Here is a 17176-nt window from a genome sequence, read left to right on the forward strand (position 1 = left end):
GCGGCGGACGCACGGCATCGGGGCTCAGGGTCTGCGTCGCGTCAGTCGTCACCCGCGACGTGGATGACGTACTTTCCAGTCCCGCTACCTTCGGCGAGATGCTCTTGGGCGCGTGCCGCCATTTCCAGGCCACGGAGGATGTTCAGATTGGTGACAAGGTCACCGTCGACCATATGGCGCAGCACCTGTGACATCGCGTCGCGCACCCGGGCGGGCTCGGCCGCCGAAAGCGCGGCGAGACTGAACCCGCCGACGGCGGCGTTCGATCCGAAGAACCTTCCGATCGGTGGCAGCGCGTCGAAGGCGCCGCCACCGGCGTTGCCGAAGACCACGATCCGTCCGCTGGGCCGTAGCATCGCCAGGTCCTCGTCCAGCCATGCGGTGCCCTGCGGGTCGAGAACGAGATCGACACCTCGGCCCACCTCGCTTCGCACGGACTCGGCCAGCCCCGGACCGCGGACGAAGGCCATGTCGTATCCCGCCTGGACCGCCGCCTCGACGCGGGTCGCCGCGCCCACGATTCCGACCAGGGTCACGTCCCCGATCTTTCGAGCGAGAGGTGGCACGGCGCTGCCGACCGCGCCGGACGCGCTGTGCACGGCGATCACGTCGCCGGAAAGAACCCTTCCGATGTCGTGGACGAGCAGCCGGGCCGTGGTCAACCCACCGGGAACGGCCGCCGCCTCGGCCAGGGAGACTCCGTCGGGGACCGGGACGACGAGCTCCGCATCGGCGACGACCTGCTCGGCAAGCCCGCCCGCGTTCGTCAGGGCGACGACTCTGGACCCCACCGCGACCCCATCGGCTCCGGCTCCCACCGCGAGGACCTCGCCCGCGACCTCAAGGCCGGGCACGAACGGCCAGGTGTCGACATATCCCGGGTCGCCCCGGCGGGCCATCACGTCCTTGAAGTTGATTCCCGCATAGCTCACCGCGATCGCGACCTGTCCGGGTGCGGGCGTCGGAGCCGGGACCCTCGCCACGCGGGTCGCGGACGCATCCGGTGCCGGCTTGTCGAAGACCAGCGCGTTCATCATTCGGGACATGCCACCAACCTTCGATGATCGTCGAATGACGTGCCCACCGTACCAACCTTCGACGATCGTCGAAAGAAGCTTGAATCGGCTCCTGCCCCGGAATCCCGGCCAGAATGGCGATCCGTCACTGAACGGAGTGTCTGCGTTACGCTGAGAAATCAGCGCCTGATATATTGCGATCCAGGACACACGCTGGTAACCTGCCCGCATTCAACAGGCCGTACCGACCGCTTGTCTTGTCAGGGTCCTATACCGAACCAAGCAGGCGCCAGTCGCCGGTCTCCCTTGATGCGAAGCGCACAAGCGCCGCAGTGAGCGCGTCTCACGACGTGTGACGGGACAAGTTGAATGCCTCTTCACGCCGTCGGCGATGCCGTGACGGAACACATCGTCGATATGGGCAACACCACGTTCTCGACGAAGGCCGTGTACGGCAACAACTCCTCGTTGATGGTCGCCACCCGCCCGGCCGGCTACCACTCTAAACCACACTTCCACGACTGCGAGCAACTGAACCTGCTCCAGGAAGGGGAACTGTGGGTCTTCATCGAGGACCGCGCCTTCCATCTCAAGGCCGGAGATTTCCTCCGCATCCCGGAGGGCAAGATCCATTGGTCCTGGAACAAGTCCGGTAAGCCGTGCGTCCTCATCGAGGTGCACACTCCGGGCCTGCACGCCGACCCACTCGTCTCCGGCTTCGCTGTCGCACTCCATGATGAAGGCGAGACGCCGCGATACCTCGGCTCTCCCAGCAACCGGTTCCTGCCGGACGACGAAGAGTACGACACCTCGGTCGCCGAGAACCAAGCCGGCTGACCTCACCTCGAAGCAGGGACCTTCTCTCGGAGTCCTGTGTCCGGCGTCTCCTTAAGGAGTTCTTGTCATGACGCAGATCACGACCACCCCGGCAAGTTCATACACACGTCGCCGGAACACGCGCGGCCGAACCCGTCTCCTCTCCGCCTCCATCGTCCTGAGCCTCGGGGCGGCGCTGCTCTCCGCGTGCGGCATGGGGCAGGCGGGCGGAACGGGAGGCGAAGCACATATCGCGCTCGTCCTGCCTATCAGCGGACCGTTCTCCCGTCAGGGAAATCTCGTCAAGAGGGGCGCGGAGATGGCCGCCGATGAGATCAACGCGGCGGGGGGCCTCAAGGCGCTGGGCGGCGCCAAGATCGTGCTGGATGCGCACGATGCCGGCGGCACCGTCGAGACCGCGGTCTCCGCCGCGAACCGTGCACTCGCCAGAAACCGCCCCACGGCGGGCATCGGCGCCTGGGCGAGCAGTCTCACGCTCGGAGTCACCGAAGTCGCCGAACGCAAGCGAGTGCCGTGGCTGACCGTCAGTTTCGCGGATCAGATCACCGCGCGCGGCTTCACGTACGTCTACCAGACCTCCCCGGTCTCGAGCCTGTCGGCCCGCGACGGCCTCAAGGGTTTCCAGGAGATCGCCGCCGATGCCGGTCATCCGGTGCGGACCGTCGCCCTGGTGGGCGACAACACGGCCGCGTCCCAGGGCTTCCTCGACGCCGTCAAGACCAAGGTCGCCCCTGCCCTGGGGCTGAAGGTGATCACCACGCAACAGTGGACGCCGCCCCTGCGCGAGGGTTCATCGATCGCCAATGCGCTCGTGAAGGCGAAGCCCGACGCGATCATTTACAGCCCGGCGACGTTCTCCGACTCCTCGGTCGCGCTGCGGGCCTTCGACCAGTTCGGCGTCGACGCTCCGATCATCGGCAACGGGGCGGCGCTCGTCCTGCCCGAGTACCTCAAGAATCTCGGCGGGAACAGGGTCGAGGGACTCATGACCGTCGTCGGCGGTCACCCGGGCAAGGGGACGGAGGACTTGGTCTCGAAGTTCAGCGAACGTACCGGTGAGCCGTTCATGACGCAGGATGCCCTCAGCGGCTACTACCACGTCTGGCTCATCAAGGAGGCCATCGAGGCGGCCAAGAGCTCCGACCCCACCGCCGTCAATAACGCGCTCAAGCGGATCGACCTCAGGGAAGGCCCCGCGGCCACCATGTCGGGGGGCCGGGTCCGGTTCGACGAAAGCGGGCGGCGCAAGGAGGCCACCCCCCTCATCGTGCAATGGCAGGACGGGAAGCCGGTGACCGTGTGGCCGGCCGACGCCGCGGTCGCGAAACCCGAGTTCGCCGGGTGACGGCATGAACGACCTGCTCCAGTACGCGATCTCGGGGCTGATGACGGGCGGAGTCATCGCTCTGCTCTCGACGGGACTTGCATTGATCTTCGGTGTCATGGGTGTGGTGAACTTCGCCCATGGCGACGCCGTCATGGTGGCGATGTACACCGCCCTCCTCATCTCCACCGGGACGGCGATCCCTGGCATCGCCATCGCCGTGCTGCTCCTGCCTGTCTTCATGGCCGTGGGCTGGCTGCTCCACCTGGTCCTCATAGGCCGCCTCGCGCAGTCGGTCGATGGCCGACCGGCCGAACGCGACCACGACGCCCAGCTGCTTCTCACGCTCGGGCTGTCCCTGATCCTGCAGAACGCAGCCCTGATGATCTTCGGATCCGACCCTCGCGGGGGCGGCGGGGTTCAGGAGCCGATCAAAGTCGCAGGTCTGGTGCTCGATCCGCAGAGGCTTCTCGCGTTCGCGATCGCTCTGCTGGTGAGCGGGGCACTCTTCGTCGTCCTCAACAGGACCGCGTTCGGCCGCGGCCTGCGGGCTGCCGCATCGGACCCCGTGGCCGCGCAGTACTGCGGTATCGAAGTGAAGAGGGCGCACCGTGCGGCCTTCGCGATCGGTACGGGTCTCGCGGGGGTCGGCGGGGCGCTGCTCGCGACCTTCTACCCGATACAGCCGTTCGTTTCGCTGGACTTCATCATCCTGATGTTCGCGGCGGTGGTACTCGGCGGGCTCGGCAGTGTTCCCGGGGCCTGTGTCGGCGGCCTGCTCATCGGACTGATCCAGGGACTAGGACAGATCTTCCTGCCCCTGCAATTGCAGACCCTGACCGGTTTCCTGGTCTTCCTGCTGATCCTTTTCGTCCGCCCGCAAGGCATTTTCGGTAAGGCGGTGCGGGTCTGATGCGAACGTCAAGGCTTCTCGCTCCGGCGATCATCATCATCGTCTTGGCCCTTATCTACACCGGGGGCGCCTCGGTTCAGTCAGTCCTCACGCTCACGATGGTGTACGCCACCATCGGGCTGGGCTGGAACATCATCGGTGGCTACGCCGGGCAGACCTCCTTCGGTCACGCCCTGTTCGTGGGCATCGGCGCCTACACCGTGGTCCTGCTTCAGCGCGAATGGGACGTCTCCCCACTGGTGGGCGTCTGGGCAGGCATCACGCTCGCCGTTCTCGCCGCACTCCTGATCGGCTGGCCGACATTCCGGCTCTCCGGCGTCTACTTCTCCTTGGCCACTCTTGCCTATCCCCTCATGGCGATGCCGCTGCTCACCTGGCTGGGCCTGCAGGAGGTCCTGGTGCCGTACCGGAACACCGGCGGTGGATTCTATCTGCAGTTCGCCGATCCTCGGTGGCTGACCCTGTGCGCGCTCGCACTTCTTCTCGTGGCGGTCGGCATTTCCCTCCGCATACAGAAGTCGGACTTCGGGGAGTCCCTCATCGCCATCCGGGAGGACGCGGTCGCCGCGGCGGCCGCGGGAATACATGTGCAACGCCGAAAGCTGCAAGCCTATTGCGTCAGCGCCGCCATGACGGCGGCCGCCGGGGCACTGTACGCGTCGGTGCTGTACGTCGTCACGCCCGACTCGGTGTTCGGTCTCCTCGTGAGCGTCCAGGCACTGATCATCCCCATCGTCGGCGGGCGCGGCACCGTGTGGGGTCCCATCATCGGCTCGGTCCTGCTCATCACGCTCGCGGAGCAGTTGAACGCCGAACTCGGCTCCAGGCTGCCGGGCATCAACGGGCTGATGTTCGGGGCCGCTCTGATCCTTCTCGTCCTGCTGGCGCGGGAGGGTCTGCTCTGGCGGGCGATCGACATCGTCGCCCGATTCCGCCGGCGACGGGAGACCGGCGGCCGCCCGCCGGCCGAGGCGCCGTCCCACCGCCCGGACCTCACCGAGCTCGCGGCGCTCACGCGAGGTGCGGCGAACGCGGAACGACCGATCCTCACCGTCGAGAACCTTCGCAAGTCCTTCAATGGCGTCAAGGTGCTCGACGGCGTTGACTTCGAGGTGCGCCCCGGAGAGATCCTGGGAGTCATCGGCCCGAACGGGGCAGGAAAGACAACGCTGCTGAACATCGTCAACGGTTTTGTCGACGCCGACGGAGGCCACATCCGGTTCACGGACCAGGATGTGTCGGCGACGCCCCCGCATGAGCGAGCCAACCTGGGGATAGGACGAACGTTCCAGACACCACGTCCGCTACCGCGGTGCAGTGTCGAACGCAACGTGCAGATCTCGGCCCTCCACCGGCCCGAACGCTCGGCGACCGTGCGTGGAGCGCTCCGGGCGACGGGATTGTGGGCCCGCGCCGGCGCCGCCGTCGGCGATCTGGACATCGGGGAACTCCGGCGTCTCGAACTCGCACGAGCCCTGGCCGGTAGGCCCGCCGTCTTGCTGGTCGACGAGATCCTGGCGGGACTGAGCAGCGATCAGGCCGACGACATCGTGACCCTGTTGCGGGCCATCGCGGATCAGGGAGTCGCCGTGATCCTGATCGAGCACACCATGGGCGCGATGCTCCGCCTCGCGGACCGGCTGGTCGTCCTTGAGGCCGGAACCGTGATCACTTCCGGACCGCCCCAGGCCGTCGTCGCCGATCGCCGTGTCGTGGCGGCCTACCTCGGATCCAAGTGGAGCAGCCATGCTTGAAGTCGCGGCGTTGTCCGTCAAGTATTCCGGCCTGACCGCGCTCGACCACGTCAGCGTCACCGTGGCACCAGGCGAGCTGGTGGTCGTGGTCGGCGCCAACGGCGCAGGCAAGTCGACGCTGTTCAAAGCCATCTCCGGGACCGTCACGCCGGTCGCTGGACGCGTTTCGTTCGACGGCCGCGACCTTGAGCGGACATCACCGGCACAGCGCGCCCGGATGGGCATCGCCCATGTCCCGGAAGGCCGGCGCGTTTTCAGCGACATGACCGTGGAGGAGAACCTCGCGGTCGGTGCCATGAGCCGCGGACGGATCGCGGACCGCCTCCAGGAGATCTACGACCTGTTCCCGATGCTCTACGAGAAGCGGCGTGAGCATGCCGGCCGGCTCAGCGGCGGCCAGCAGCAGATGCTCGCGATAGGACGCGGGCTGATGTCGAAGCCGCGACTGATCCTTCTCGACGAGCCCTCGATGGGCCTGGCGCCCGCGGTCGTGGAAACGATCTTCCAGCGGATCGCGGAGATCCACGCCGCCGGTACCGCGGCCCTCCTGGTCGAGCAACGGGCGGACGAGGCGCTGGAGATCGCCGAGCGCGGCTATGTCCTGGAACGCGGTCGTGTCGTCCTCGAAGGCGACGGCGAGGCGCTCGCCACCGACAGGCGCGTGCAAACCGCCTATCTCGGAGGGTGAGCCGGATGCGAGCGATCGTCGTCGAGAACCTGGGCGGGCCGGAGCGGTTGCAGGAGCGCTCGGTTCCCGAACCGGCCCCGGCCGAGGATCAGGTGTCCATCACGGTCGAATACGCGGGGGTGACCTTCGCCGACGTCATGGACCGGCGAGGCTGGTACGGGCATCGCCGCGACACCCCGTTCGTGCCCGGACTGGAGGTGTACGGGACCGTTCGGAAGCCGGGCGGCCAGGTCGGCGACCTGCGCGTGGGAGAGCCCGTCGTGGCCTTCACGACCTCGGGCGGCTACGGGGACGTGGCCGTCGCGGACCGCCGGCTGGTGGTCCCCGTACCCAGGGCATTCGGGCATGTGGGCGGTGCCGCGCTCGCCGCGATCCCCACGATCTTCGCGACCGCCCATCTTGTGCTCAAGCGGCTCGTCCGGCCTCGGGTGGGCGAGACCATCCTCGTCCACGCGGCGGCCGGTGGCACCGGAGGCGCCGTCGCCGCGCTCGCCTCCAGGGAGCGCGTACGGCTGATCGGAACGGTCGGCCGCGCATCGAAGATCGACGTCGCGAAATCCTTCGGTTACCACCATGCCGTGTTGCGCGACGGGTTCGGTCCCCGCGTTCGGGAGCTCACGGATGGAGCAGGGGTCGACGTCGTCCTCGAAACCGTGGGAGGCCACGTGCAGAGTTCGAGCTTCGACATGCTCACGCCCACCGGTCGCCTGATCGTGATGGGCAACACGGCCGGGTTCGACGGTCTCCGGCTCACGCCACGGTCGATCCTCGCGTCGAACCATGGCGTCCTGGGCTTCAGCCTGACCCGCCTGGCGCGGTCCGACCCGGCCGCCGTGACCGCGGCGATCGTCGATTGCATGTCGTTGCTGGCCGACGGAGCGATCTCGATACCCGGGCTGAAGGTCGTGGACCGATCCGAGGCCGCGGCGGTGAACCGGCTCCTCGAAAGCGGGGCCAGCACGGGCAAGTTCGTCCTGAAGATGGCGGCATGACCTGGAGGGTCGGCGCTGAGCTGGGAGGTTCCGCGTGGCAGCATGCGATTGTGGCACCCAACGATGAGCAGGCCGGTGGTCGAGGCCCGGGGAGGGAACTCATCGTCATCGGCTACGGCAAGGTCCCCGCGACCTCTGCCTCGCATGCGACGAACGTGTACTTCGCTCTGGCCCTTCGTGTGGACACGGAGCGTCAGGTCATCACCGAGGTCGACTCGACCGCGGTGACGGGCCTCGTTCGCCGGTGGATCGCCGAGATCGTCACCGGTGCGGACATCGCCGCGGACCCCGGCCCGATCCTCGACCGGATCGACGACTGCTACCTGGGAGTGGCGGCCGGGGCGATCAAGCAGGCCGTGCTGGACGCCTGGCGCCGGTACGGCGCCCATCGGTCGTCCCGGCATTGACCTCGGCCCGGCAGACCGGTATTACGCATCACCTTCAAAGGGGACCACCATGGAATATGAAATCCGCAGGCTCAATTTCGGGTCCGTACGGATCGACGCGGCGATGCGCCTGCGCGGGCTGGAGCCGGGAAACATCATCGAAGTACCGGCTCAGGGATTCCTGCTGTTCGGGCCGGGCGGTCCGATCCTCGTGGACGCGGGATATCGCGATCCCTCGGTACTCGGTATGGGGGGCACGGTCGCGCCAGGCCAGGGTTTCGAGGAACAACTGTCCCAGCACGGGCTGTCGCCGGCCGACCTGAACTGCGTCATTCTCACGCACCTGCACCGTGACCACGCAGGGCATGTCGAGAAGGTGCCGATGGACGTGCCGGTCGTCGTCAACCGCTCCGAACTCGCGTGCGCGGCGACCGGGCTTCAAGGAACGGCCTACGCGAAGGACGACATCATCCATCTCATCGAGCGGACCTACACCTTCGGCGCGATGCGCATCCTGGATCTGGAGACCTCAGGTCCTCAGACGGTCGCTCCAGGGGTGACCTGCCATCTGACCGGAGGGCACACCGCCGGTTCGATGAGCATCGTGGTCTCCACCCGCGAGGGAGAGGCGTGTCTGTGCGGCGACCTGTTCTATGACGTGGAGGGGGCGTTGCTCCGTCAGCCGCGCACGAGCTTCACCGGCCGTTGCCAGCCGTCGGCGCTCGTCGCCGGAGAGCCGGCCCTGACCAACAACTTCACGACCTCGGTCGTCGAGGAGCTCGGCGCGGTGAAGCGGGCGCTGCGGTACCGGTTCCTCCTCCCGGCTCACGACGACCCGGCCGTCCTGGAGGATGGGCGGTATGTCGGGCGGATCACGGGCGACGTCGTCCCCGGCCCCGTGACCTTCGTGCGATCATGAGGGCCGTCTGGTACGAGGCCAATGGGGCCGCCGAGGACGTTCTGCGGATCGGTGAGCTGCCCGACCCCGAACCGCCCCCGGGATATGTCCGGGTCCGTGTCGCGGTCAGCGGGGTCAACCCGCGCGATGTGAAGCGACGTTCGGGTGTGGGTGGACGGACGATGACCGAGCCGCTGGTGATCCCGGGCGACGATGGCGCCGGAGTGATCGATCGAGTCGGATCCGGTGTGTCCGATGCGCGTCTGGGCGAACGGGTGTGGGTGCATTCCGCGACCTTTTCAGGTCCCTCCGGTACGTGCGCCGAGTTCGTCGTCGTCCCCGCGTCCCATGCCCTCACCTTGCCGGAGAACGCCGACTTCGGTGTCGGCGCATGCCTCGGCGTGCCCGCGCTCACGGCCTATCGCTGCGTCCACGCCGACGGCCCGGTCGACGGTTCGTACGTCCTGGTCACCGGTGGCGCGGGAGCGGTCGGCCACTATGCGATCGAGTTCGCCAAACACGCGGGCGCCACCGTCATCGCCACCGCCAGCACCCCTGAGAAGCAGAAGAGCGCGCGAGCGGCGGGAGCCGATCTGGTCGTCGACTACAGGGATCCTGGCGCGGCGGAGCGGATCACCGCGTTCACAGGCCCGGCGGGCGTCCACCGTATCGTGGACGTCGATTTCGGCGCGAACCTGGACCTGTCCCTCGCCGTGATCGCGGTCAATGGAACCATCGCGACCTATTCGTCGAACAGCAGACCGGACCCGATCCTGCCGTTCTATTCGTTGATGCGCCGAAGTATCACCGTCCGCACGGTCCTGGTCTTCCAGACTCCCGAACGTGAATTGGCCGCGGCCACGTCGGCCGTGTCACGGCTGCTGTCGGATGGATCGCTGACCCACCCGATCGCCGTGCGGCTGCCCCTTGACCAAGCAGCGAAGGCCCACAACCTCGTGGAAAGCGGAAAGGTCATAGGAAAGGTATTGATCCATATATAGCGGAAGGCGGTTCCGGTGATGCGTCGGCACCCGACGCTCCGGGTTCCGGCGTGGACGGGTGACGGCGAGGCGGGGCACGATACCATCTTTCGATGAAGGTCGAAGGAGTGTAAGCGTGCCCAAGAACCCGCGCCCGCCCCTGCGCCATCCGTCGCTGGACGACGTCTCACTGGTCACGGTCCTCCATGCGCTCGCCGACCCCACCCGGCTGACCATCGTCCGCACCCTTCTGAACGCAGGCGAGGGCCGCCCCTGCGGCACGTTCCCGGTGGACATCGCGCCCTCCACCCTGAGCCACCACTTCCGGGTCTTGCGCGAGGCCGGCATCATCCACCAGAGCCAGCGCGGCACTCGTCGTTGGACTTCCTTGCGGAGTGCGGAGTTCGACGAACGCTTTCCGGGCCTCCTCCAGGCGATTATGGCCCAGGAACCGAGAAGCGCCGGAGGGCATCTGTAGCCGCCCGGTGCGGCGCGCCTCCGGTGGCGGCGTGGGTGCCGGTGGCCGTGGACGGCGGCCCGCGGGCATGTGAGCAGGTCCGCCGGGCCGTCGTCGGCTACCTTGCCGCACCCGGGTACGCACGAATGTTCGAGGAGGCGGGCTTCGGCGACGTGGTCGCCCTGGCGCGCAGCCGGCCCCACCCGTCCGAACTGCTCGCCGCCGTCCCGGACGACCTGGTCCACGCGGTCGCGGCGCTCGGCGGGCCTGAGGAGGTCGCCGCGCGGCTCGCGTCCTACGCCGTCGACGAGATCACCGTCCTTCCGTGCTGCACCGCAGGTTCGTCCTGCGTGAAAAACCCCGCAGGAGGGCCCCTTGGGCGGTCCTGTAATTCGAGGGTCCGCGCCTGCGCGCCACGCTCTCCATCGACAACCCGCGCACCGCGAGGGACACGCGACGCCTCATCGCCGGCCGTGTTCCCCTCTCCGTCCTCCGGGCCGCGGATCCGGACGTACGGAGGGCGCGTTGACATGGACGCGCCCGCCGGGACGGCCGTTAGTGACGCAACGGCCGTCCCGGCGCGGTGCGATCAGAAGATCGCGATTCCCACGAGGGTGGACACGAGCAGCCCGGCCATCACCGGTACGAACGAGCGGCGGACGAGCTCCACCGCCGGGACCCGGGCGAAACCGGCCACGGCCAGCAGCGAGGACCAGGCGATCAGCACGCCGCCGCCCGCCCAGATGCAGCCCATCTGGCCGATGGCGGCGAGCAGGGCGGGGTCCATCCCGGACGCGGGGCCGAGCGTCCCGGCCAGCGAGCCGGTCAGCGGCAGCCCGGAGAAGCCGGAGCCGTCCAGACCGGTGATGATCCCGACCAGCAGCAGCGCCAGCCCGACGATGACGCCGTTGTTGGGGATCGCGCCCTCGATCTTCGCGGTCAGGTCGAACAGGAAGCCGGGGGCCTTCGCGTCCTCGCCGAGCGCCATGATCCGCCCGGCGAAGTCGGCGTTGCCGAGGAAGAAGAACCCCGCGATGGGGATCACGACGCCCATGGCCTTCATCGCGAAGACCAGCCCGTCCACCACGTGCTCGCCGCAGGACTCCAGGGCGTGCATCCGGTCCCGGGACAGCGCCGCGGCGACCAGCAGCAGGACGGCGGTGCCGCCGACGAGGGCGGCCGCGTCCGAACCGGTGACCTCGGGGACGAGGCCGGTGAACTTGCCGAGCAGCATGTAGCCGAGCAGCCCGGCCAGCACCACCGGGACGACGATCGCGTACACCTTCGACTTGAGGACGTGGCTCTCGTCGGGGGCGCCCGCGGCCGGACCGTCGGGACCCGAGCCCGAGCCCGAGCCGCCGTCCAGGGCGGCCTGGGTCATGGCGTCACCGGCCGGAGCCTTCGAGGCGTCCTTCTCGATCACCTCCTTGGTGGCGGCCGCGACGCGGCGCGGGGACAGCAGGCGCCGCCGGGGCCGTTCGAGCGTCGTGTCGGCGCCGGCCTCCCAGCGGGCCAGCAGCGCCACGTCGGGGGTGCGCATCTCGCCGCGGGTCATCAGGTAGCCGAGGACGAGCGCGACCACACCGGTGATGACCGACAGCACCATGGCGCGGTCGGCGACCTCCGGGGTGCCGACGCCCGCCGCCTTGGCGGACAGGCCGGGCGCCACCTGGAGGACGTAGTCGCTGGACAGCGCCATGCCCTGGCCCGCGATCGCGATCGCGACCCCGGCCGAGATCGGGGGCAGCCCGGCGGCGATCGCGGCGGGCAGCAGCACGGCGCCGATCAGCGGCACCGCCGGGGTGGGCCAGAAGAACAGGCTGATCACGTAGGTGATGCCCGCGATGACCCAGAACGAGGAATGGCCGTTGCGCATGACGCGGCGGAACGGCGCGATCATCCGCCGGTCCGCGCCGATCCCGCGCAGCGCGCCCAGCAGCGCCGTGACCAGCGCGATGATCAGGAAGATGTTGAACAGTTCGGTGGCCGCGACGAGGCTGGCGTTGAAGACGGCCTGGAGCCCGCGGACGGGGCTGCCGTCGTAGGCGAGCGCGGTGCAGAACGTGGCGACGATCGCGGGGATGACGACGTTCTTGCGGGCGATCATGACCGCGATGATCACGATGATGCCGGAGAGGAAGACCCAATGGGCGGCGCCTAGTTGCACGCCACCACCTCCTTGTCGACCGGATGGGGGGTAGGAGGCCTGGCTGGTCAGGTTGCAGTGACCTTCCCCTGATCGCCGGACACCGGACAATGAGGAAGCTGCACAGCGCATCCATGAGCGTTTTGTGCAGCGTGACGTGTTCGCTCCGAGAGGAACGGCGGCCTCCGGGACGCGGGCCAGCGGATTGTGCGACCTGCCCACGGATCATCGACGATCTTCAGCGAAGCGTCCATTCCGGATGCCGGGGGCCGATCCGGACACTGGGAGCATGCACCCACCGCCTCCAGGCCACGCGGACGCCTCCGACCGGGCGCGAGCACCGGAACGCGGGCCGACGATCTCGACGCGCGGGATGGTCGCGTCCAGCCACCCGGCGGTCAGCCAGGCCGGGGTCCGCGTCCTGGAGGACGGCGGCAACGCCGTGGACGCCGCGCTCGCCATGGCGGCGATGTCGTGGCTCGTGCTGCCCGGGCAGTGCGGGATCGGCGGTGACGCGTTCGCGCTGGTGCGCCGTCCGGACGGGACGGTCACCGCGTTCGGCGGCAGCGGCTTCGGCCCGGACGGCGGCGAACCCGCCTTCTACCGCGACCGGGGCCTGGACGCGCTCCCGATGGACGGTCCGCTCGCCGTCGCCGTCCCGGGGGCGGTCGCCGCGCTCGCCGCGTTGCACGCCGACTCGGCGTCCTGGGAACTGACCAGGCTCTGGGGACCGGCCGCCGACCACGCCGAACGCGGGCTGCCCTGCACCCACAAGACCCGGAACGACATCCTCGAACGGCGCGCGGCCCTGTCCCGGGACGCCGGCGCCGCGTCCGTCTTCCTCCCGGACGGCGTACCCCTGCGCGTGGGCGCGCCGCTCCGGCAACCGGACCTGGCCGCCACGATCCGCCGCGTCGCCGCCGATCCCGCGTCGTTCTACACCGGTGAGCCCGCCGAACGCGCCGTCGCCGCGCTGAACGAAGGCGGCGCCCCGTTCAGCGGCGAGGAGTGGGCCGCGTCCGGCGAGGCGCTCACCGGCGACGCCCTCACCTGCACGTACCAGGGCCTGACCCTGCACCTGACGCCGCCTCCCACGCCCGGCTGGATGGTGATCCAGCAGGCGCTGCTGAACGACGGCGTCCTCGCGGAGGCGCCCTGGCTGTCGGCCGAGGCCGTCGGACGGGCCGCCGACGCCGCGCGGCTGGCCTTCGCCGACCGGTTCGCGGGGTGCGGATCGGACAACGACCACTGGCGGACGCTGCTCACCAAGGACGCCGTGGACGCCGCGCGCGAACGCCTCGCCGCCCGTGACCTCCCGGCGCCGGCGCGCCCGCACGTCCCGGTGGACGGCGACACGACCTCCATGGTCGCGGTCGACGCGGACGGCATGGCGGTGAGCCTGATCCATTCGCTCGCGTTCACGTTCGGCGCCCGCTTCACGGTGCCCGGGACGGGGATCGTCCTGAACAACCGGCTGGGACGCGGCGCGTACCTGATCGACGGCCATCCCAACGAGGTGCGGCCGCGCCGCCGTCCCCTGCACACCCTCAACGCGTGGCTGGTCACCGGCCGGGACGGCGCGCTCCGCCATGTCGGCAACACGCCCGGCGGGGACGGCCAGGTCCAGTGGAACATGCAGCTGATCTCGCATCTCCTCGACCATGGCCTCGACCCGGCCACGGCGGTGAGCGCGCCCCGTTTCACCGTCCACCCGGGCAGCGACGCCGACGTCATCGGCGAGCCGCCGGAGCTGCGCGTCGAGTCGCGCCTCGGGACGGAACGCGTGGAACGGCTGCGCGAGCTGGGGCACGACGTCCGCGTCCAGGGGCCGTGGGCGGGCGGCGGGAGCGCGCAGGTCGTCTCGGCCGACACCGGCACGGGCGCGCTGCTCGGCGCCTCCGATCCTCGCCAGGACGGGGTGGCGCTCGGTGTCCTCTGACGAAACCCTCGCGGCCCCGCGCCCGCAGGGCGACTACGTTCCGGCGGTCATCGTCCCGTACGCCCAGGGTCTGCGCCTGGTGACCAGCGCGGGCATGACGCCGCGCCGCGACGGCGTGCTGACCGTGACGGGCCTCGTCGGCCGCGAGGTCGAACTGGTCACGGCACGCGATGCCGCCGCGCTCGCCGCCCGCAACGCGGTCGCCGCCGTCGCGTCGGCGGCCGGTGGACGCGAACTCATCCGCGCATGGCTGCGCATGACCGTCTATGTGGCCTGCGCGGACGGCGTCACCGAACTGTCGGCCGTCGCGGACGGCGCGTCCGCGGCCCTCGCCTCCCTCACCCCGGACGTGCCCTTGCCCGCGCGCAGCGCCATCGGCGTCCGCGCACTCCCCGGCGGCGCGCCCGTGGAGATCGAACTGACCGCACTCGCCGCAGGCCAAGAGCGACCCGGAACGGAGAACCGCTGAGCATGCCCTACAGCCGACCGGAGACCCGGCCACCGCACTCCGGGCTCAACCTCGTCGCGGGCGAGTGGACGCCCGCCGCCGACGGACGCCGGTTCGAGCGCCGCAACCCGGCCGACCTGAGCGACCTGGTCGGGACGTTCCCCGACTCGTCCGCCGACGACATGGCCGCCGCGATCGCGGCGGTGGAAGAGGGCGCGGAGGAGTGGGCCGCCGCGTCCCCCGAGCGCCGCGCGGGCGTCCTGGAGGCGGCGGCGCGCTGGCTGGAGGACCGGGCGGACGAGCTCACGGTCGAGCTCGTCCGGGAGGAGGGCAAGACCCGCGCCGAGGCCGCGATGGAGACCGGCCGCACACCCAAGAACCTGCGGTTCTACGCGGGCGAGGCGCTTCGCATCACCGGGCGCAGCTACCCGGCGGACGACGGCGGCCTCGTCTACACGCGGCCCGAACCGGTCGGGGTGGTCGGTGCGATCACGCCGTGGAACTTCCCGCTGAACATCCCGTCGCGCAAGCTCGGACCGGCGCTCGCCGCAGGGAACGGGGTGGTGTTCAAGCCGTCGCCGGTCACCCCGTTGCTCGCGCAGCGGCTGGTGGAGGCGCTGCTCGCGGGCGGGCTGCCGCCGCGGGCGATCGCCCTCGTCCAGGGCGGCGCGGCGCCCGGTGCCGCGCTCGCCGCCGACCCGCGCGTGGCGGCGGTGACGTTCACCGGCTCCACCGAGGTGGGACGCGCCATCCACGCGAGCGTCGGCCCGTCCCGGCGCGTCCAGTTGGAGATGGGCGGCAAGAACCCGGTGATCGTCCTGGACGACGCCGACCTCGACCGCGCCGCGCAGATCATCGTGAAGGGCGCGTTCGGGCTCGGCGGCCAGGCGTGCACGGGCACCAGCCGCGTCATCGTCCACGAGTCCGTGCACGACGCGCTGCTGGAGAAGGTCGTCGCGCTCGCCGAGTCCCGGACGGTCGGCAACGGCCTGCACGACGGCGTCACCATGGGGCCGCTCGCCGCGGACTTCCAGCTCGAGAAGGTCCTGGAGTACGTCCGGATCGGGCAGGACGAGGGCGCCAAGCTCGTCACCGGCGGCGCCAGGCTGGACGACGCGTCCGGATACTTCGTCTCCCCGGCGGTCTTCACCGACGTCACCCCGGAGATGCGGATCGCCCGCGAGGAGATCTTCGGCCCCGTGCTGGCGTTCCAGCGCGTGTCCGGCCTGGACGAGGCGGTCGCGCTCGCCGACGCCACCCCCTACGGGCTGTCCGCCGGCATCGTCACCCGCGACATCGAGCGCGCGTTCGCCTTCGCCCGCCGGATCCGCACCGGCCTCGTCAAGATCAACCAGCCGACCACCGGAATGGCGATGACCGTCCCCTTCGGGGGCTTCAAGGAATCCAGCACGCAGACGTTCAAGGAGCAGGCCGGGGACTCGATGATGCTCTTCTACACGCAGGAGAAGAGCGTCTATCTCTCGCCGTGAGCGCCGCTGAACGGCCGCTGAACCCCCTGGTCGGGACGGTGCACAGTGCACATGGCGATCCCGTCTCCGTGTGCGTTCCGGCCATGGCGGGCGCGCGCCGCCTCAACCTAGCGTGACACTGCGGAGAAAGGCCGAGAAAGGAGCCTTGAAATGGCGGAACTGCTGACCAAGGAAGAATTTCGCGCGGAACTCCAGAATGCCATCAAGGGCCGGGAGGCGAAGAACGCCTCGTTCAGCCGCGCCTGGGCGGACGGTGAGCTGAAGCGCGAGCACTTCGCCCGCTGGGCGGAGAACCACTACCACTACGTGGGCCCGTTCGCGGACTACCTGGCCTACGTCTACGCCAACATCCCCGACGAGTTCACCGGGGCCAAGGACTTCACGCTGCAGAACATGTACGAGGAGGAACTGGCCGACATCCGGCACACCGACCTCCTCATCCGGTTCGCCGAGGCGTGCGGCACCACCCGGGAGCGCGTCGAGGACCCGAACAACATGAACCCGGTCACCCGCGGCCTCCAGGCGTGGTGCTACTCCGTCGCGATGCGCGAGCACTTCGTCGTCGCCACCGCCGCGCTGGTGGTGGGGCTGGAGTCGCAGGTGCCGAGCATCTACAAGAAGCAGATCGTGCCGCTGCGCGAGGTGTACGGGTTCACCGAGGACGAGATCGAGTTCTTCGACCTGCACATCACCTCGGACGTGGTGCACGGCGAGCGCGGCTACCAGATCGTGCTCGACCACGCCGACACCCCGCAGCTCCAGCAGCGCTGCCTCCAGATGTGCCGGTGGGGCGCGGAGATGAGGTTCTCCTACACGCAGGCCCTCTACGACACCTACGTCAAGCCCGACCTGGTCGGCGCCGAGGGCTGACCCGTCCGGCGACGCCCGGCGGCGGAACGCGCACCCCT

General features: G+C 69.5%; 16 protein-coding genes. 14 read left to right on the forward strand and 2 right to left on the reverse strand.

Features of this window, described 5'->3' with window-relative positions; genetic code table 11:
• Positions 1-41: 41 nt before the first annotated feature.
• Positions 42-1226: a zinc-binding alcohol dehydrogenase family protein gene (locus ACGWYJ_RS08210; protein WP_395105071.1), complete on the reverse strand. Its 1185-nt coding sequence runs from the start codon at positions 1224-1226 to the stop codon at positions 42-44.
• A gap of 159 nt (positions 1227-1385) precedes the next feature.
• Between ACGWYJ_RS08210 and ACGWYJ_RS08215 the strand changes: the two genes are divergently transcribed.
• The 10 genes from ACGWYJ_RS08215 (at position 1386) to ACGWYJ_RS08260 (ending at position 10266) form a co-directional block, all read left to right on the forward strand.
• A complete protein-coding gene (locus tag ACGWYJ_RS08215) occupies positions 1386-1853 on the forward strand; it encodes a cupin domain-containing protein (protein ID WP_395105072.1) in 468 nt (155 codons plus the stop codon).
• Positions 1854-1920: 67 nt separating this feature from the next.
• Positions 1921-3198 carry an ABC transporter substrate-binding protein gene (locus ACGWYJ_RS08220; RefSeq protein ID WP_395105073.1) on the forward strand — a complete coding sequence of 426 codons (1278 nt, stop codon included), beginning with the start codon at positions 1921-1923 and terminating at the stop codon, positions 3196-3198.
• A gap of 4 nt (positions 3199-3202) precedes the next feature.
• Positions 3203-4090, forward strand: a complete 888-nt coding sequence (locus tag ACGWYJ_RS08225) for a branched-chain amino acid ABC transporter permease (protein WP_395105074.1) — start codon at positions 3203-3205, stop codon at positions 4088-4090.
• A gap of 44 nt (positions 4091-4134) precedes the next feature.
• Positions 4135-5844 carry an ATP-binding cassette domain-containing protein gene (locus ACGWYJ_RS08230; protein ID WP_395105075.1) on the forward strand — a complete coding sequence of 570 codons (1710 nt, stop codon included), beginning with the start codon at positions 4135-4137 and terminating at the stop codon, positions 5842-5844.
• On the forward strand, positions 5837-6532 hold the full coding sequence (locus tag ACGWYJ_RS08235) for an ABC transporter ATP-binding protein (RefSeq protein WP_395105076.1): 696 nt from the start codon (positions 5837-5839) through the stop codon (positions 6530-6532). The genes ACGWYJ_RS08230 and ACGWYJ_RS08235 overlap by 8 nt, the downstream gene beginning before the upstream one ends.
• 5 nt (positions 6533-6537) lie before the next feature.
• A complete protein-coding gene (locus tag ACGWYJ_RS08240) occupies positions 6538-7524 on the forward strand; it encodes a zinc-binding alcohol dehydrogenase family protein (RefSeq protein ID WP_395105077.1) in 987 nt (328 codons plus the stop codon).
• Positions 7525-7574: 50 nt separating this feature from the next.
• On the forward strand, positions 7575-7931 hold the full coding sequence (locus tag ACGWYJ_RS08245; protein WP_395105078.1) for a DUF3870 domain-containing protein: 357 nt from the start codon (positions 7575-7577) through the stop codon (positions 7929-7931).
• Positions 7932-7980: 49 nt separating this feature from the next.
• Positions 7981-8829: an N-acyl homoserine lactonase family protein gene (locus ACGWYJ_RS08250; RefSeq protein WP_395105079.1), complete on the forward strand. Its 849-nt coding sequence runs from the start codon at positions 7981-7983 to the stop codon at positions 8827-8829.
• On the forward strand, positions 8826-9809 hold the full coding sequence (locus ACGWYJ_RS08255; RefSeq protein WP_395105080.1) for an NADPH:quinone reductase: 984 nt from the start codon (positions 8826-8828) through the stop codon (positions 9807-9809). Before ACGWYJ_RS08250 ends, ACGWYJ_RS08255 begins: the two co-directional genes overlap by 4 nt.
• A 115-nt stretch (positions 9810-9924) precedes the next feature.
• Complete coding sequence (locus ACGWYJ_RS08260; RefSeq protein ID WP_395105081.1) at positions 9925-10266, forward strand: ArsR/SmtB family transcription factor; 342 nt, start codon at positions 9925-9927, stop codon at positions 10264-10266.
• A 568-nt stretch (positions 10267-10834) separates the two neighbouring features.
• Here the strand turns inward: ACGWYJ_RS08260 and ACGWYJ_RS08265 are convergent.
• A complete protein-coding gene (locus ACGWYJ_RS08265) occupies positions 10835-12412 on the reverse strand; it encodes a hypothetical protein (protein ID WP_395105082.1) in 1578 nt (525 codons plus the stop codon).
• A gap of 268 nt (positions 12413-12680) precedes the next feature.
• Between ACGWYJ_RS08265 and ACGWYJ_RS08270 the strand changes: the two genes are divergently transcribed.
• The 4 genes from ACGWYJ_RS08270 (at position 12681) to ACGWYJ_RS08285 (ending at position 17138) form a co-directional block, all read left to right on the forward strand.
• Entirely contained in the window at positions 12681-14330 is a 1650-nt protein-coding gene (locus tag ACGWYJ_RS08270; protein ID WP_395105083.1) for a gamma-glutamyltransferase, read from the forward strand.
• Positions 14320-14799 (forward strand): RidA family protein, encoded by a 480-nt coding sequence (locus ACGWYJ_RS08275; protein WP_395105084.1) that lies wholly within the window; start codon positions 14320-14322, stop codon positions 14797-14799. Before ACGWYJ_RS08270 ends, ACGWYJ_RS08275 begins: the two co-directional genes overlap by 11 nt.
• 2 nt (positions 14800-14801) lie before the next feature.
• Positions 14802-16268: an aldehyde dehydrogenase family protein gene (locus ACGWYJ_RS08280; protein WP_395105085.1), complete on the forward strand. Its 1467-nt coding sequence runs from the start codon at positions 14802-14804 to the stop codon at positions 16266-16268.
• A 150-nt stretch (positions 16269-16418) separates the two neighbouring features.
• Positions 16419-17138: a TenA family transcriptional regulator gene (locus tag ACGWYJ_RS08285; protein WP_395105086.1), complete on the forward strand. Its 720-nt coding sequence runs from the start codon at positions 16419-16421 to the stop codon at positions 17136-17138.
• The last annotated feature ends 38 nt before the right edge of the window (positions 17139-17176 follow it).

This window comes from Actinomadura sp. SCN-SB, assembly GCF_043906805.1.
Classification (GTDB): domain Bacteria; phylum Actinomycetota; class Actinomycetes; order Streptosporangiales; family Streptosporangiaceae; genus Spirillospora.

Excerpts from the sequence above, each read along its gene's own strand:
- ACGWYJ_RS08215 (WP_395105072.1), top strand. The coding sequence starts at position 1,386 with ATGCCTCTTCACGCCGTCGGCGATGCCGTGACGGAACACATCGTCGAT.
- ACGWYJ_RS08220 (WP_395105073.1), top strand. The coding sequence starts at position 1,921 with ATGACGCAGATCACGACCACCCCGGCAAGTTCATACACACGTCGCCGG.
- ACGWYJ_RS08225 (WP_395105074.1), top strand. The coding sequence starts at position 3,203 with ATGAACGACCTGCTCCAGTACGCGATCTCGGGGCTGATGACGGGCGGA.
- ACGWYJ_RS08235 (WP_395105076.1), top strand. The coding sequence starts at position 5,837 with ATGCTTGAAGTCGCGGCGTTGTCCGTCAAGTATTCCGGCCTGACCGCG.
- ACGWYJ_RS08240 (WP_395105077.1), top strand. The coding sequence starts at position 6,538 with ATGCGAGCGATCGTCGTCGAGAACCTGGGCGGGCCGGAGCGGTTGCAG.
- ACGWYJ_RS08250 (WP_395105079.1), top strand. The coding sequence starts at position 7,981 with ATGGAATATGAAATCCGCAGGCTCAATTTCGGGTCCGTACGGATCGAC.
- ACGWYJ_RS08255 (WP_395105080.1), top strand. The coding sequence starts at position 8,826 with ATGAGGGCCGTCTGGTACGAGGCCAATGGGGCCGCCGAGGACGTTCTG.
- ACGWYJ_RS08270 (WP_395105083.1), top strand. The coding sequence starts at position 12,681 with ATGCACCCACCGCCTCCAGGCCACGCGGACGCCTCCGACCGGGCGCGA.
- ACGWYJ_RS08280 (WP_395105085.1), top strand. The coding sequence starts at position 14,802 with ATGCCCTACAGCCGACCGGAGACCCGGCCACCGCACTCCGGGCTCAAC.
- ACGWYJ_RS08285 (WP_395105086.1), top strand. The coding sequence starts at position 16,419 with ATGGCGGAACTGCTGACCAAGGAAGAATTTCGCGCGGAACTCCAGAAT.